This is a genomic window from Anaerotaenia torta, assembly GCF_050433395.1.
Taxonomy (GTDB): domain Bacteria; phylum Bacillota; class Clostridia; order Lachnospirales; family Lachnospiraceae; genus Mobilitalea; species Mobilitalea torta.
Genome location: NZ_JBNPXH010000012.1, coordinates 133,301 through 149,413 on the forward strand (window position 1 = coordinate 133,301; position 16,113 = coordinate 149,413).

Consider the following 16,113-nt stretch of genomic DNA (forward strand, 5'->3'; position numbering starts at 1 on the left):
TCGTTTTAACATAACCTGTTATAAGCATTATAGAACGATATTCCGCCCCAACATTTGCCCCAACTTCAATTTAATATCACAACATCAGACGAATTTCAATTTTCTGAAATGTCTTATTTTAAAGACAAAATGGAGGTTGATAAAACATGACGGAATTACGTTTTATCAACCTCCCCTTTTTAGCAGAACCCCCGTTACAACGACGTAGCGGGGGTTTTGCTTGTGGTATTTTCCCTTGTTTTATGGGCGTTCCAGCGTTTTTGATATCAGAGTACATCCCTCTCGTTTCCCCCTCAACAACCGGGTTGACACAATTTTGACACAAGAATTAATATTTTTGAGGCGATGCTGATTTTTTAAGTCCCTTCTGCAGTATTTTTTTACATAACGACTTCTAAGCTTTTCAGGCTTATCGGATGGTATCTGTATCAATCTTATGCACTTATCATACATCATTATTAGAGTGTATCTAATTGACACAACACACAAATATACTCTAATTTTAATGCATATATTGTACATTTATTTTGATGTATGTTGTATGATATAATATGGTTGTAATGAAAGAGGTGTTTTTGACGTCCCTTGGAAAGGAAGTTTTATAAAGTGGGAACCATAGTATATAATAAACTACTTGCTATGATGGAGCAAAAAGGATTAACAACATATAAAATTCGTAAAGATAAAATTATATCCGAAGGAACATTACAAAATATTCGGAACGGAAAAAGCATCACCTTGGATTCCGTGGCTTCTCTATGTGATGTACTAAATTGTCAACCGGGGGATATCTTAGATTACATTCCTGATACTGACACAGAAACAAGAGAATAATTTCAGCAACTCTAAACAATGAAAGGAAGTGTTGCCATGAGCAATAGAGATTTTGCCAAAAGCCTTATTGACCAGATACCGGAGGGAAAACTGATTTACATCATCCCTTATCTCCAGGGGGCCGCTTTGCCCGATGAAATTCCCAACGCCGAGACATTAGAAGCCTTTGCCGAATTAGAAGCTGGAGGTGGGTATAAATTTACCGGAAATGCTGCGGACTTATTTAAAGAACTCATGGAGGATTAAGCATGCTTGATGTGCGATATACCACTAAATTCAAGAAGGACTTCAAAACCTGCGTAAAGCGTAATTGGCGCCTTCACAGATAAAGAAGTACTTACGATAGGGTTCTCTCTGTTCTTCCTTGTCCGTTATTCTGCTATTCCAATTTGTATAACTTCTGACCGGAGCCATGTCCCTATACCTCCTCTCTGAAATCAAAAGAGGTAAGCACAGGGATTGCTCCATATCTGCCCTCAAGATACGCCTTACTCAGCACCTTGTCATATCGCTCCTTAAAGCGATCCAGGGAATAAATCGTGCTGAAATTATCTGCATTCCGCTCGATAAACCATATTTCGTCCCTGCGGAATATAGTCTGATCCATAATGGATGATTCATGCGTTGTAAAAAGCAACTGCATTCGGTGATCCTTATGAAGTTCCATGAATAGTTTCAAGAAGTGTTCCGTTAATTTAGGATGCAGACTTCGTTCCAATTCATCGACGACGTAAATCACATCCTCCCTTTTATTTAGCAGCATGTCCATCAAATCAAATAATCTGCGTGTGCCGTCAGACTCTTCTTCAAAACTGAAATCATAAAAGGATCGATTATGATGTAAACGAATCGTCGTTATTTTAAGCTCATTATGCCCTTGCACATCAATATTGAAAAAGTTTTCATTGGATCTCATTGTAATGCAGAAGGAGGAGTTTTCCTGTTCCTCTATTCTGCTCTTCACCTGGTTCATAACCTTGTCAAAAATGGGCTTCGGCATAGCATTGCTTAACTCATCAAGGGTGATCTCCTCCATTTTGACCTGACTTATTCCTGTATCAAAGGTCTCGATCAACTGGTTGATCATCTGCAGCGAATCCTTATCATAGTAATATTCCAAATCGACCAATGGCATGCCAGGCATAATGACAGAAATATGGTTCTGAATCCATTCAAATACATCCTTAAAGAAAAGCAGTTTTGTAAAAGAATAGAGTTATAAATAATGCATAATCATTCTTACTAGTGCATTCTCTTCTGCTATTCTACTAATTTGTTCCACATCCTCCTCTTCCTTACCCAGTCTATTGCAGAGAACGCCTTCCGTTGCGGCGCCAAGTCCTATTTGTTAAGGCTCATTGACGAAGGGAGTCTTGCAGGAGAGCTTTATTCCATCCGGAAGGAGTTGGAAGATTTCTACCTTACCATACAGCAGTTTATTGCGAAGCAGGCCTGCCAGATATTCATAATATGGAAAATATAAAATATATTTAATAAAGAATATTAAAGTTTAAAGTGAGAGAAATATGAATCAGCAAATTAGCTTACCCAGAGAATTATTGCTTGTAAACTATTCAGATGAAACAGTGAGTTTAAAATACCTTAACTATATCTGGAAAATGCCTCAGATTGGCCCTAGACCACCCTACTACACTAACCCAAGATATATTTTAAATTATCCCATTATCTAACAAAAGGGAGGTTCATACATCACCAAAATAAATTGTAAATTAATTCAAAAACGATAATGAAAGGATAATGTATATGGAATTTTGTTAATTCTAATCATACAGGGTAATTCAAATGGGTAATCAAGGTTTTCCTCCAATTAACACCGCAGAAACAGATGATTATACCGATAACTTACAAATCATTCAAAAGTTACAGGAAATTTTTCAAAGAAATTTAATTATTGACCCCTACCCCATGTATCCCAATTACGGTACTATTACACAGTATAAGGATATTCCCATCAGCGTTCCTGAACAACGTCAATTACGTCAGCCCGGACTTGAAGACTTGATGGTTCCGAAACCAATTATAGAGAATCCCAATTACAAAGGTACTGAAAAACTATTAAATAAAGTAGCTTTAATTACAGGCGGTGACAGTGGTATCGGTGCCGCGGCTGCCATCGCTTTTGCAAAAGAAGGTGCAGACGTAGCGATTTCTTATCTTGATGAACATCAGGATGCCATAAGAACCAAAAATCGCATCGAAGAAATCGGAAGAAGATGCCTTCTAATTCCAGGTGATTTAAGTGAAAAACAACAATGCGTTGATATTGTAAATAACACGATTCAGACCTTCGGACGATTAGATATCTTATGCAATAATGTAGGTATACAGTTTCAGCAGCTCAGTCTGCTGGATATTAGCGATGAACAGTTTGATCAAACCTTTAAGGTAAACATTTATTCTCATTTCTATATAACAAAGGCTGCACTTCCTTTTATGTCTCCAGGCAGCTCTATTATTGGCACGACATCCGTTGTAACTTATGTTGGTGCAGACCAGCTTATTGACTATACTGCTACCAAAGGAGCAATCGTAGGCTTTACAAGGGCTTTGGCCAGAAGTGTTGCAAAGGATGGTATCCGTGTCAATGCCGTTGCACCCGGTAAGATATGGACACCCCTAATTCCTGCAAGCTTTTCAGCAGACGAGACTGCTATACCGGAAAATAACATGATGATGCGTATTGGTCAACCATTTGAACTGGCTCCCACATATGTATACTTAGCTTCAGATGATTCCCGCTTTGTAACCGGTCAGATTCTTCATGTTGACGGAGGACAATCAACTAATTCATAAATGGCTCTATTATAACATATAAAAATGATTATATACTAAAAAACATAAATTATGGAATTCTATTTGCATATTTTTACATATCAACTGATACTATGTAGTAAACAATATGTGATAGGGGTAATTCTATTGCTATCAAGGGAAGAATTCACAAGAATTTCTCTGGAAATAAATCTTTTCTTTCAGAGGATAATGAAGGAACATTTATTTTTTATTGAAACCAATTTACAGCCAGTCGAAGCAGGCAATATTGCTAAAGCTAAGTTTTATAAGCAAAGTTTTGAACAGCTCTTATCAGAAACGGTATACTATGCCAATGGTGTTGTATCAGAACTTTCCATCCATTCAAATGAATTTGTAACTCCTTATACCCTAAGAGCGGAAGAAGTGAATGCAAAATTAACCGGGGCCGGGATTAATACAGAAATAACTAAGGCTGAAATGAATCTGGTATATAGTTCAAATTATTATTGTGAGAATTGGCCGGAAAATATTGCATATGATATCAATGCAAGATCATTATGTCTTCTTGATGAAATAATTGCATTTCAAAAAAACTTAATGGCTCTTCAGATGGAATGTAAAATATTTATTACTCTCTATCCTGAAATGTTAGAACACGATACACGTGAAGCAATGTATTACTTAGCAATATTAAAAATGCTTCAAAATAAAGAGCTTCCCAGGATAACATTATGCAATGAACTTAATTTCTGGAATAACATTATGGGTGAGCATGCACAATTTATGGATGGAATGCTGGATCCTACGGAAAGATCACTGAAAAGAACGGCTGAAAATACAGCAGAGAAGTTTGAAAAGTTAGTTGAGGAATGCATTAGAGTCAGCGAAAATCAAATTCTTCAAAGAAGCTTAGATGCTACAGCAAGTATCCAAAATTTCAAACAATCTGCTACGGAAGGATTATTAGAATGTAAAATCAAATCCATTATTCCTCCTCTTCTTGCAGATCATGTACTTCGAGAGGCGAACCATTATCTAATGTTATTGAGGCTGATAAAAAGATAAGATCGCAAAATCACCTCTTTTCCTGCTCTGCGGGAAACGCAGGGGCAGGCTAAAGGGGCTGTCGCCAAAACGAGGGAGCGGGAGCCCCTTTTTGAATAAGGCCGTACCCACTGTAAAGACTAATTGGTTGTTTAACCCCCGTTACAATGACGCAGCGGGGGTTTTACTTGTGGGATTTTTCCTTATCTTATAGGAACAAGAAATTTATATCCCCGGAACCGGCAAAGGCCTTGCTTTATCAAATACGGTTTCCACATCAAAGAATGGTTCCACTCTGTTTTTCCCGCCTGAAATCGCTTCATACATGCGCATACCATCGAGATTAATCCGCCCCTGTCTTAAATATTCGTCCGTAATCTGCACCCAGTAAGGGCCCGCCGCATCTACATTACAAAAATATACAAAGCCTTTCGATTTCAGATAATCATACTTTTCCCCCTTATATGGTTTCCAGCTTCCAATATCGTCTCCATAAGGATAGATATAAATATCCGTATCGCCTAAAATCGGCTTTACCTCCGTCTCCCAAATATCTGTATCCCAGGTGAAATTTTTATATGGGATTTGACCCATATGTCTATGCCCCCAGCTATGGCTGGCGAGTTCCCATCCCATTTCCTTTAACCGATTCGCCACTTCGGTTGCTTTCTTAGTATCTTCTTCAAGGTTGGGGTTTTCTGCATTTGACCTGCGGGAAGTACGGTAACCGAATACGCCCTGATAGCCTGTTATCCCCAGTATTCCCCTCGCTCCGCGATAAGAAAAGTCCGGATGCTCTTCTATAAAGTCTTCCAGCAATGGCACCACATCATAGGAGCCTTGAACGCTTGTACCATCTTCCAAATCCATCTCAGTGGTTACCATGCCGTCTTCCCCGATAACCAGCCGGCTGGCAAATCCATCACCTTCCATGTATTTATAATAATTTACATCGTCCTGTGATAATATAAAAGGGATTTTCCCTTCCGGCAGCATGATCTTCCCTTTTGTAAATTTCACACTTCCATCATCCCCTGTAACAAAATCAGCCATGTCATGAATTCTTACTAACACATAGCCTCGTTCATACATTTGTTCCATGATCTTGTTAAATTCATCTGCAGTAGTCATTACCGTATTATAATCGCCGGAATCCTCATCGCCGTCAAATGCCTTGTTTGTGTCTACAATCAGAGAATGGAAAAATACATGGGAAATCTTTGTTACATCCTCCCATTCAACCAGGGCAGCTTTTTGCGCTTCATATTCTTTGATACGCTCTGTAATCTGTGCATTGCTTTCATAATCTTCAATCGTTGCCAGCAGATCAATCGCAGCATCATAATCATAGCCCTTTGCTATTCTGTCTGCCTTACCCATACGCTCGGCAAGCTGTTTTTGAGCCGCTTCTTGCGCTAAAGTATCTGTTGTTTCAGCTTCATCCGGATTGCTCCCATCTGAATTGTTTCCGTCGGGATTGCCTTCATCTGGGTGATCTGCATCTCCCTGGTCTTCACCGGAGGCTACCTTCCCTCCTGGTTTTCCATCCTCAGAGGAAGCAGTTTCCGTAAAAAATACTAACTTAAGTAATATTGCGGCAATCACTAGCATTAACACTATAAGTATTGCAAACAAAATTAATTTATTTTTCCTTCTATTTCTCCTGTATCTTATTCGATTTCCGCCTCTCACAATGTTCTCCCTCTCCTGATTTGTTCTGTTTTATACTTCTTATTATAACCTATTGATGCCGCCTTACTCTCATCATTTCCTTCACATTCCGGCGCCATATATAGTCTCAGTTATTTTCCTTATCATTGATCCGTTTAATCCTGTAAGCAGAGGAGGCACTCCCTTCCAGGAAACTTGTCCCTTGCCTTTATTACTCCTGCAACAATATTACCATATACCCCCTTCTAATACAACCGAACATTACATTAATTTCTGCCCCGTCCCTAATTCTGGTTGCTGTTCACTCCCTACATTAATTCATTATGAAACGTGACGAAATTTTTTTGATGGTATCTATTCACATTCAAGATCTAACCGCTCAAATATTTGATGGTTCAGACACTTTTTCATTTTTTAAACATGTATAACGACAGTTATCCATCGTCAAATTACCAGTACTGAAAAAACCGCAAATTCCACAGAATGTATTCGATAGAGTATCCAGAACCTTTGGATAAGATAAAACCGATGGCTTTGACTGAAATCAGTATACACCATCGGCTTTTTTGTTCAAGGTAATCTCTGAACAGTAATCGTCTGCAGTTTTTCAACAATTTAAATTGACATTGCCTCTTAAAATCGGTATAATTTAATAGTCATTATAATTATTTATATATTTGAGAATATGAGGTTGAGAATAAAGTGCGTATCAGAACTCGTAAATAATGCTTCTTATGAAAGGTAGAATATCAATGCATGTCAGGAGTTAGATTGCTTCTGTCTTGTTTGCGTTTATTATTCTTATTTTATAGGAAGTATTTTTATGCAGCCTGTGAATGCTATTTTATTTCTCAAGCTCTTTTTTAATGCTTATCTTTGGGAATTAAGTAAAAACAGAAAGAAGGTGTCAATGTGATTATTATTTGTAGATTGATAAGAATCGCTAGAATAAGAATGAGAAAATGCTGTTTCTATCGCTTTGAAAATGCATTATTGTAATCCGGCATATACGATTTTCACGTAGAGGTCGGATAGGAAAGAGAGGCTTATATGTCGAAAATTATAGTTAATGATTTAACTTTTTATTATGCGCAGTACTATCAGCCGGTATTTGAGCATGTGAATCTTAGTTTAGATACCGATTGGAAATTAGGATTGATTGGCAGAAATGGCAGAGGGAAAACAACCTTTCTACATTTGCTGAACCAGACCCTAATACCGAACAAGGGGCATATTCATATGGATGTTAAAACCGAGCTATTTCCCTACCAGGTTAATGTTCAATATCATAAGTCGATGGATATAATAAAGGAGAATATCGGTGGATTGAAAACCTTAGAGGTTCTAATGGATGAAATTCTCAGAGAGAATGTTGAGAGACGTATGGATGAATATCAACAGCTTTTCGAATCATATCTGAAAATGGATGGCTATAACATGGAAAGCCGAATTCGTAAGGAGGTTAATTTAATGCAGCTTCCCGATGATTTGTTGGAAAGAGATTATGCTTCCTTATCCGGCGGCGAAAAGACTAAATTGCAGATTATCACACTATTTCTGCGTCATAACGCCTTTGTATTATTGGATGAGCCTACCAATCACTTAGATATAAGAGGAAAAGAGGTATTGATAACTTATCTTCAAAAAAAGAAGGGTTTTATCGTTGTTTCACACGACCGGGACTTTTTAGATAAGGTAATCGATCATGTTCTTTCCATTAATAAGACTAACATCGAACTAGAAAAGGGAAATTACTCCTCATGGAAGACGAATAAGGATTGGAAGGAGGCTTACGAATTCCGAACTCGTACCAAACTGGAAAAGGAAATCTCGGCTTTAGAGAATCAGTCCGTAAGTAAAAGAAAATGGGCATCCATCGCAGAGGGAACTAAAAATCAGCATGGCAAATTTGAAAGATCCAGTGGATCAAGAGCGGCGCAGTTTATGAGGCACGCAAAGAATGCAGAATTGGAAGCAGAGGAAAATCTGAAGATCAAAAAGGAGCTTTTAAAAAACTATGAGGCAGCAGATGAGCTAACAATAAATCAGGAAAAATCAGAGGAAGCTCTCCTGATCAAAGTGAAGCGGCTTAAGTTCGGATATTCTCATGAGAGAAGCATTATAAATAATGCATGCTTTGAGGTTTACTCCGGAGACAGGATATGGATAAAGGGTGCAAACGGGAGCGGTAAAAGCACTTTACTCAAGCTGTTATCCGGCGCTTTGCCTTCCAAGGATTGTATTGAATATGCCAATGGTCTGATGATTGCCGAAAGCTGCCAAGACCCCTTATGGAAGAATGGTTTTCTATCAGACCTTATAACAACCAGAGAAGAATGGACGAAAATAAGGGAATTCTGTCAGCTATTTAACATATCCGACAATACTATGATGCGGCCCATTGAAACCTTTAGTGGCGGCGAAATCAGAAAATTAGATATAGCCAGAGCCTTCTCCGGTCAAAATCAATTGATATTATTGGATGAACCCTTGAACTATATGGATATTTATTTTCGTGAACAGCTGGAAAAAGCCATTCTGAAATATGAACCGACCATAATATTCGTTGAACATGACGAGCGCTTTGGCATTAATGTTGCCAATAAAGTAATTGAATTGGGTTAGAAAAGGATAAGAGGTACCACTCACAAGTTTAAAGAAAGGTATCCTCCCTTTTTTAGCAAACAACCCACTCCAATGGCGTAGTGGGTTGTTTGCTGTGTATATACGGGCTACTCCACAAGTGATAAATCACTTATCTCTCCTGCCATAATCCGTATCACCATATTATTTATTTCTTCTGAAATCTCATGATTAATACCATGTCCAACACCTTCATAAAATCTTACATTCATTCCATAATCCCTTAGCAGACTCTCTCCTCCCAATTTTTGAAAAGGATCCTCCAGGCCTGCCAGATAAAATATCTTATCCCTGATTTGATCTACTTCTTCCTCTGTAAACACTCGTACCTTATGATATCTCATCGCCATATTATTAAATCCTTTTAATAACCAGGTATAATGATTCAAGATCAGTGTATGATCAGTGAACACCTCTGCATGATCTCCCGACAGCTTTCTCAGGAGCTTTCTTACATTTCCCTTCGTGGGAAATAAAGCTTCCGGGAGAAAAATCTTCATCATGGTCCTCATGGGATTTCCGCTCCCGCCTATGGGCACGGAAGAAGCAATGCAAATTGCTTTCTCCACTCTCTCCGGTCTATGTAATGTATATAGCTGGACCAGGTATCCCCCATGGGATACCCCTATTATAGAAGCCTTTTCCAGTTCAAGAAAATTCATTATTTCATCAATCCATATAACATCATCAAAATCCGCGTTATAATTTTCACCCATTATGCTTTTTCCGGGCCCGCCAATGGTATCTACCGCATATAACCTAAAATATTTTCCCAGTTCCTTTGCATTATAAATCCACATTAGAGCAGAATCGTCACCTACACCATGAAACATAAGTAATGGTTTACCATCCTCTTTCCCGGTTATAGTAACATGGGTAGAGCCATATGTGGTAGGCACCATCCGTTCCTCCACCGGTACACCCCATTGCTCTAACAGCTCATCATAGGTTTTCAATATATGATTTCCTGCTTTCGTACTTCTATATGCTTTCATAAAATCACCCCTTCATCTTTCTATATATGTCTTCCATATTGATTCGGATTTCCTCACAGGCCGTATTGATCTGCTCCTCTGTCACCCCATATCCAACACAGTTTTTTTGAAAGGCCAGGTAAATAACTGCATAATATTCCTGTGCCAGCACCGTTGAATTATTCGGTTTTATATACCCTCTTTCCATCATCCTTTTAAAGACCTGCTCCTGCTGTAATAAGGGCAGTTCAAACACCAGCCTGTGATACATTTCATAGGCCGTCTTCTCCGACATTTTTTCAATGGTCAGCACGGATAACATCTTATAAACATATGGATTTAACAGATAATTTTTCAACACCCCGACGGCGACTTCACAAAATTCTGCTTCCGGAATCGAAGCCAGCTTGATAAATTCTGCTTCAAAAGCAGTCTTCATACTTTCAATCAGCATATCGATCTTTTCCATGAGGGAATCCATGATCGCCTGTTTATTAGTAAAATAATAATAGATGGTACTCTCTTTAATGCCCACCTGTCTACAGATATCTCTGATTGATGCCGCCTGATATCCCTTTTTCGAAAACAACTCTAAAGCAACCTGTTCAATAATGTCCTTTGTATTTGCCTTCTGCTTCATTCATGCTCCTCTCTTTTTTTATCTAGCAATTGTTAGATATATTTTACCTAACATTCGTTAGATAAGCAAGCAAAATTTTAAATCGGCCATTTATTTAACTCCCTGATACAATAGCACCTGCCTTCCTGACTTAACCTATTTCATCCGTCTGCTCCCTCACATAATCCTCCAGGTACCCCTCCAGCTTAAGCTCTTCCCTTGTCAGCTGATCATGCAGTTCACTCAGCTTCGTATAATCACAGGCAATTTCCGGGTTTTCCATCCATTCTTTTATTCTTTCAATCTCCTGTTCCGTTTCTTCTATCACCCTTTCTAGCTTTCTCACTACCTGATTCTTTCTGTCCAGGGCTTTTTTGTCCTGATACCTTCCGCCGGGGGCAGCTTTGGGCACATTTATCTGAACCGCAGGCTTAACAGGCAGGTCCGGCTCGCCGAAGGTAAGCTCTCTTTCCGCATACTCCTCATAGCCAAAGGGATAATAATTCACCCCGTCCTTCTCAAATATCAGCAGCGTATCCGCTATCTTCTGCACGAAATACCGGTCATGGGATACGAAGAGCACGGCTCCCTCATAGTTCAGGAGCATCGCCTCCAGAGCCTCCTTCCCAACGATATCCATGTGGTTCGTCGGCTCATCCAGAATGAGAAAATTGGGCCTCTTCTTCAAAATCTTAGCAAGGCTCAGCCGAACCTTCTCTCCTCCTGACAGCTGGCAAACCTTTTTATATACGCTATCCTGGGCAAAAAGGAAGCATCCCAGGGCAGAACGCGCCTCGGACAAACGCATATCCGGGAACTCGTCGCAAAAATCCTCCAGCACCGTCCTGTCATTGTCATTCTGGGCGAGCTGCTGGTCAAAATACCCGGGATCAATCTGAAATCCGTAGGCAAATGCTCCATCCAGCGGATTCACCTGCTTCACCAGCGTCTTCAGAAGCGTCGATTTTCCGATCCCGTTTTCACCGATTACCGCGAGCTTCTGCCCCTTCTTCAGCTCAAAGCTCACCTCACATAAGGGCTTATCATAGCCGATCACAAGCCGGTTTACCCTCAGGACATCCTGTCCCCCGGGTCTTAAGGGCTTAAATTCCGTACGAAAGGTCTTGAGATCGTATTTTTCCGGCGCCTCAATATGGTCCATGTGTTCGATCTGCTTCAGCTTGGATTTGGTCATGGACACCTTGGTGGGATGATGCTTATACTTCTCCACCAGCGCCATGAGCCTTGCGATTTCCTTCTGCTGCATCTGATAATCCTTCTGCTGCTTATCCCAATTCATCCTCTTCTGCTTTACAAATGCCGAATAATTCCCCGCATAACGCGTCATTTTCCTGTGCTCGATTTCATAGGTGACATCCGCTATCTTATCCAGAAACATTCTGTCATGGGAAATGATAACCACTGCTTTGGGGTACTGTTTTAAATACCGCTCCAGCCATTCGATGGTGGGCAGATCCAGATGGTTGGAGGGTTCATCCAGCAGCAGGATATCCGGCTTGCTTAACAGCAGGCGGATGAAGGCCAGCTTCGTTCTCTGTCCGCCGGAGAAATTGCTGATGGGACGTTTCAGATCCGTCAGGGCAAAGCCAAACTTCGTAACCACGGTTTCCATTTCCGATTGGTAGGTATAGCCTCCTGCGCTCTCAAAAAGCCCCAGTGTCCTCGAATAGCTTTCCAGCACTTCCTTCGAATGGTCTGTTTCCATCTGCACGCAAAGCCGCTCCAGCTTCCCCTTCCATTCCAGCAAAGTGGAAAATGCCTTCAGAAGCTCTTCCTCCGCTGTTAGATCTTCATTTTCAAAGCTGATCTGCTGCTGGAAACCGATGGTGGTATTCCCCGCCCTGCTGATCCAGCTGTCTTCGTCACTGTCCGGATTATCCAGCGTAAGAATTCCGGCAATCAGCTTAAACAAGGTGGTCTTTCCGCAGCCGTTCCGGCCCACCACAGCGATTTTCTCCGTATTTCTTATTTCAAAATTAATATGATCCAGTATGGTATCGGCCGCATATTTCACAAGTCCGTTGTTGATTTGATAAATCATAATTATTCTCTTCCCTTTCTCTAAAGCCTCCCGGTCAACAAATAAATCCTCTATTTCTACCGGAGGCATAAAATCCGCAGGGGGGGCCTCCTGCCAATCCCCTTGCCGCCTCATTGTCACTGTTCTCAGGTACATCACCTTCTATTCAATCGGCTATGGCAAACGCAAAAACTGCCGGATCAGGTTGTTGTCTGCAAACCCGTCCGACAGTTTTATGGTGCACAAATATAATCTGAAAAACCGTTGGCTTCCCTAAGGCTTTTCTTCCTATAAAAAACTGCAGACAGGCCAACGCTGTTGCAGTCACATATCAATGAATCAATCCTGATCACCGGTTCTTAAACTAGGATGCCAAAATGAGATACTCAAACAAATCCTCATGAAAGCATCAAGAGAATTCTTGAATAACACCTGGCACCAGCTATTTTAAGAACTGAAACCTCCGTGCAAAGCATAGCCGACTTTTTTCAATTGTGGTCTTTGCGCGGAGATAATTATAACTGTTAAAGTCTTCGTTGTAGGTTTCACAGAATTGTTCCTTTCTATCAAGCTTCATTAATTAGATCACGATTCATTATATCATATCCATCAATAAATGCAAGCTGCTAAACTGTAAAATGGGCATACTTTATAGCAAAATGAACCCCATGGCGATAACGTCATGGGGTCATTTTACTCCGAATTTGCTTCAGCAGATGGTCTATCTATTGGTCATCATTCCATTATTTACTTCTTCCTGCTCCGCCTCCGCGGCTGCTCCCTCCTCCGCCAGAGGTTGATCTCCCTGCGCCGGAAGAACGCGCGGATGAGCCTCCGCCAAACCCTCCGGACGACCGCCCGGCTCCGCCGCCGCGACTTGCTCCGCCGCTGCCTCCGGTAAAGCTGCTGCTCGAGGAGGACGAGCGCCCGGCCCCTCCGCTGCTTCCCCAGGAACCGCCTCCTGAGGTTGATCTTCCTGCTCCCGAGCCGGATTTATTATCGTTGGACCATGATGACCTTCCGCTATTAAAACCTGTACCCATGGAGCGTCCATGATATCCATGATGCCCCCGATAACCTCCCGGATGATGCCATCCGATATGTCTGCCGCCGTATGGATTATAGGGCATGCCATAGGTATTCCTGTAACGTCTTCTTCTGCGCCCTGAGCTAAAAATCACAATTAATAATATAACGAAGAAGAACGCAACCACTCCTCCTTGGGAACTCCCTTCCGCTCGGTTATCCGCTCCTTCGAAAGCATGACTTGAATTTGTTGAAGTGCCCTTCCTGACCTCCCCAAAATTCTTCTTAAAAAGTACGTAAAACCGATCTGCAACAAAGGATGCTCCCCGACTATAATCCCCGGCTGCAAACTTTGGTTCCAGAGCATTATCCAGAATATCTTTTAATACATCTTCATTTGCAAATTTTTCTGCTTCTTCACCTGGCAGCAGCCAGTAATTATCATCGTTTTTATAAAAAACCAGTAATACATCGCGGCTTCCTACATTAAACTCTTCAAAGGTATTGATTGCATCCTCCTGAAAGCTAAGCCCGGCTTCACAATGATCCTTCGTTACAATATAAAACCCCGCTTCACATAACTCTTTCGTTTCAGAACTATACCTGTTAATGTGATCTCTTGTTTTATTATCTATCATATCCGCATAATCAAATGTATATGGACCTGTTTTATCACTTAATATTTTATCAGTTTCCTCGGAAGCATTCTTCCATTGCCCGCCCAAGGCCTGATAAAATGCATGGTATACTTTTTCAGCACCGGCACTATAATCCTTTGCTGCAAAATCAGGCTCCAAATATTCTTGCAGGATACCGGACATCTTACCGCTTGTTAAAGTATCTTCCAGACCTTCCCCCTGCATCGCCCAATAATCATCGTCGCCAATAGATAAAAGGATCAAAACTCCATTATTCTTTTCTTTCGATCCGATCCCCCATTTATTAAACATATCCAGTGCATAATTTTCAAGAGACTCTCCATCTGTAAAATCAACTGTTACCAGAACCAGCTGCGCACTTGTCTGATCCTCCAATTGCTTTCCAAATTCTAATATTTTCTCTTCCGTATCAGCATTAATTACATCGGCAAAATCATTCACATAAAATCCATCCGCAGGATCTAAGGTATCCGCCGCAGCAGTTTTATATGGTACTATCAATACAAGCAGCAAAATAAATAATATTTTATATAACCCCTTCATTATTTAATCCCCCCTTACTCATATAATTCCAATGGCTTGACAAATGTTATTTTACTTAAAACATTTGCAGGAAAGCGTTCTAAGCTTTCATTAAAGGTGACCGCAAGCTCATTATAACTGCTGTGTGAAATAATTAATTGCCTTGATTCAACATTTACCGCGAAACTGTCTCTGTAATATTGGTCTCTTTCTTCCAAGCTCATGAAGCCCAAATCTTTATATAATTTCATTGCAGCCTCTATTAAGCTTTCGCTCGTCTGATATTTCTCTCTGGGAGTAACCGCACTATTTACCAGATCCCGCTTTCTTAAAACTTCCTTTATTCGTTCATCATCCGGGTCCATGTACCTGCCGGCAACCACGGTCAGATTATAGCATTGATCCGTTATATATTCCAAATCATGCTGTATCCCTTTTCCATTCTTTTTCTCACCGCTGTAAAATATCAGTGAGGTCTCCTCTCTAAGCTGCATCAGTGAGGAATGAGAACCGAATAATATAGACAGGAAGACGGCAAAAGCAGTAATCCCAATTGCAACTTTTCTATTTCTAAGATATTTCATATCTTCCTCCTATCCCGTTGATCAAACCTGAGCAGGCTATAATTTCTTAATATACCGATCCATCTGAAGCATTTCATCCATTACTTCAATATCGATTATGGTTTCCATTACTTTATCTTCATTCAAATCGTCTATTACCTTGCGATAAGCTATAACCAGTTCATTCATAAAGTCCTCTATTTTTTTCATGCCCATGGTACGATTATCCCCTGCCTGTTCTTGCATCTCCAGTTCCTTGTAGTTATTAATCAGGTTTAATGTAGTGGGCAGATAATAAGAAAAAAATCGGCTAACTTTAGGACCTTTATCCGGATATTTTTTTATATACGCAATGATCTGATGCGAAGTATTTTCTATGGCTTCTATTTGCTTTCTGATATTATTATTGACTATCGTATTTCGTAATAATCTCATTCTTTCCAAATGATCTACCGCCGTTATCAGCATTTCATCCGTGCCGGAATCTCCTGTATCAATATTCTTGTATTTTTTATTGACGAAGAAAGAGGGTATTGCAAAAGCTGCTATAAAATACAATAAAACCGATAAGATACCCGCAATAAGGAAATCAGCCATACGGTATAACGGAAAAAGACATGCATATACAATCCATAGCAATCCTACTAAATAAACAGGAACAACTGATTTACTTTTTCTTATCTTCAAAGACTTCACCTCATTTCATTTATCATCCAGCAATTTCTTACATTATAGCAATCTT

13 protein-coding genes are annotated in these 16,113 nt (G+C 40.2%); 5 read left to right on the forward strand and 8 right to left on the reverse strand.

Annotated elements, in window-relative coordinates; all coding sequences use genetic code 11:
* Positions 1-606 precede the first annotated feature (606 nt).
* Both HNQ56_RS18685 and HNQ56_RS18690 read left to right on the forward strand, forming a co-directional pair.
* Positions 607-834 (forward strand): helix-turn-helix domain-containing protein, encoded by a 228-nt coding sequence (locus HNQ56_RS18685; RefSeq protein WP_429149307.1) that lies wholly within the window; start codon positions 607-609, stop codon positions 832-834.
* Positions 835-870: 36 nt separating this feature from the next.
* Complete coding sequence (locus HNQ56_RS18690; RefSeq protein WP_429149309.1) at positions 871-1,080, forward strand: hypothetical protein; 210 nt, start codon at positions 871-873, stop codon at positions 1,078-1,080.
* Between the two features lie 172 nt (positions 1,081-1,252).
* Here HNQ56_RS18690 and HNQ56_RS18695 read toward each other — a convergent pair whose 3' ends face one another.
* Positions 1,253-1,969, reverse strand: coding sequence for an AAA family ATPase (locus HNQ56_RS18695; protein WP_429149311.1), 717 nt, complete (start codon positions 1,967-1,969; stop codon positions 1,253-1,255).
* Between the two features lie 668 nt (positions 1,970-2,637).
* Here HNQ56_RS18695 and HNQ56_RS18700 point away from each other — a divergent pair.
* A complete protein-coding gene (locus tag HNQ56_RS18700; RefSeq protein WP_429149313.1) occupies positions 2,638-3,648 on the forward strand; it encodes an SDR family oxidoreductase in 1,011 nt (336 codons plus the stop codon).
* Between the two features lie 51 nt (positions 3,649-3,699).
* Positions 3,700-4,674, forward strand: coding sequence for a DUF2935 domain-containing protein (locus HNQ56_RS18705; protein ID WP_429149315.1), 975 nt, complete (start codon positions 3,700-3,702; stop codon positions 4,672-4,674).
* 204 nt (positions 4,675-4,878) lie between these two features.
* On the opposite strand, the gene HNQ56_RS18710 is transcribed toward HNQ56_RS18705, so the two are convergent.
* On the reverse strand, positions 4,879-6,033 hold the full coding sequence (locus HNQ56_RS18710; RefSeq protein WP_429149316.1) for a polysaccharide deacetylase family protein: 1,155 nt from the start codon (positions 6,031-6,033) through the stop codon (positions 4,879-4,881).
* Positions 6,034-7,374: 1,341 nt separating this feature from the next.
* On the opposite strand from HNQ56_RS18710, the gene abc-f (HNQ56_RS18715) reads away from it, so the two are divergent.
* Positions 7,375-8,949: a ribosomal protection-like ABC-F family protein gene (abc-f, locus tag HNQ56_RS18715; protein ID WP_429149318.1), complete on the forward strand. Its 1,575-nt coding sequence runs from the start codon at positions 7,375-7,377 to the stop codon at positions 8,947-8,949.
* Between the two features lie 107 nt (positions 8,950-9,056).
* On the opposite strand, the gene HNQ56_RS18720 is transcribed toward abc-f (HNQ56_RS18715), so the two are convergent.
* The 6 genes from HNQ56_RS18720 to HNQ56_RS18745 form a co-directional block, all read right to left on the reverse strand.
* Positions 9,057-9,962: an alpha/beta fold hydrolase gene (locus tag HNQ56_RS18720; RefSeq protein WP_429149320.1), complete on the reverse strand. Its 906-nt coding sequence runs from the start codon at positions 9,960-9,962 to the stop codon at positions 9,057-9,059.
* A gap of 4 nt (positions 9,963-9,966) precedes the next feature.
* On the reverse strand, positions 9,967-10,581 hold the full coding sequence (locus HNQ56_RS18725) for a TetR/AcrR family transcriptional regulator (RefSeq protein WP_429149322.1): 615 nt from the start codon (positions 10,579-10,581) through the stop codon (positions 9,967-9,969).
* Positions 10,582-10,711: 130 nt separating this feature from the next.
* Positions 10,712-12,757, reverse strand: coding sequence for a ribosomal protection-like ABC-F family protein (gene abc-f, locus HNQ56_RS18730; RefSeq protein ID WP_429149324.1), 2,046 nt, complete (start codon positions 12,755-12,757; stop codon positions 10,712-10,714).
* Between the two features lie 587 nt (positions 12,758-13,344).
* A complete protein-coding gene (locus HNQ56_RS18735; RefSeq protein ID WP_429149325.1) occupies positions 13,345-14,829 on the reverse strand; it encodes a TPM domain-containing protein in 1,485 nt (494 codons plus the stop codon).
* A gap of 14 nt (positions 14,830-14,843) precedes the next feature.
* Positions 14,844-15,392, reverse strand: coding sequence for a LemA family protein (locus HNQ56_RS18740; RefSeq protein ID WP_429149327.1), 549 nt, complete (start codon positions 15,390-15,392; stop codon positions 14,844-14,846).
* 36 nt (positions 15,393-15,428) lie between these two features.
* A complete protein-coding gene (locus tag HNQ56_RS18745) occupies positions 15,429-16,058 on the reverse strand; it encodes a 5-bromo-4-chloroindolyl phosphate hydrolysis family protein (RefSeq protein ID WP_429149329.1) in 630 nt (209 codons plus the stop codon).
* Positions 16,059-16,113 lie beyond the last annotated feature (55 nt).

Excerpts from the sequence above, each read along its gene's own strand:
- HNQ56_RS18690 (WP_429149309.1), top strand. The coding sequence starts at position 871 with ATGAGCAATAGAGATTTTGCCAAAAGCCTTATTGACCAGATACCGGAG.
- HNQ56_RS18695 (WP_429149311.1), bottom strand. The coding sequence starts at position 1,969 with ATGCCATTGGTCGATTTGGAATATTACTATGATAAGGATTCGCTGCAG.
- HNQ56_RS18700 (WP_429149313.1), top strand. The coding sequence starts at position 2,638 with ATGGGTAATCAAGGTTTTCCTCCAATTAACACCGCAGAAACAGATGAT.
- HNQ56_RS18705 (WP_429149315.1), top strand. The coding sequence starts at position 3,700 with ATGGAATTCTATTTGCATATTTTTACATATCAACTGATACTATGTAGT.
- HNQ56_RS18710 (WP_429149316.1), bottom strand. The coding sequence starts at position 6,033 with ATGGGTAAGGCAGACAGAATAGCAAAGGGCTATGATTATGATGCTGCG.
- abc-f (WP_429149318.1), top strand. The coding sequence starts at position 7,375 with ATGTCGAAAATTATAGTTAATGATTTAACTTTTTATTATGCGCAGTAC.
- HNQ56_RS18720 (WP_429149320.1), bottom strand. The coding sequence starts at position 9,962 with ATGAAAGCATATAGAAGTACGAAAGCAGGAAATCATATATTGAAAACC.
- HNQ56_RS18725 (WP_429149322.1), bottom strand. The coding sequence starts at position 10,581 with ATGAAGCAGAAGGCAAATACAAAGGACATTATTGAACAGGTTGCTTTA.
- abc-f (WP_429149324.1), bottom strand. The coding sequence starts at position 12,757 with ATGTACCTGAGAACAGTGACAATGAGGCGGCAAGGGGATTGGCAGGAG.
- HNQ56_RS18735 (WP_429149325.1), bottom strand. The coding sequence starts at position 14,829 with ATGAAGGGGTTATATAAAATATTATTTATTTTGCTGCTTGTATTGATA.
- HNQ56_RS18740 (WP_429149327.1), bottom strand. The coding sequence starts at position 15,392 with ATGAAATATCTTAGAAATAGAAAAGTTGCAATTGGGATTACTGCTTTT.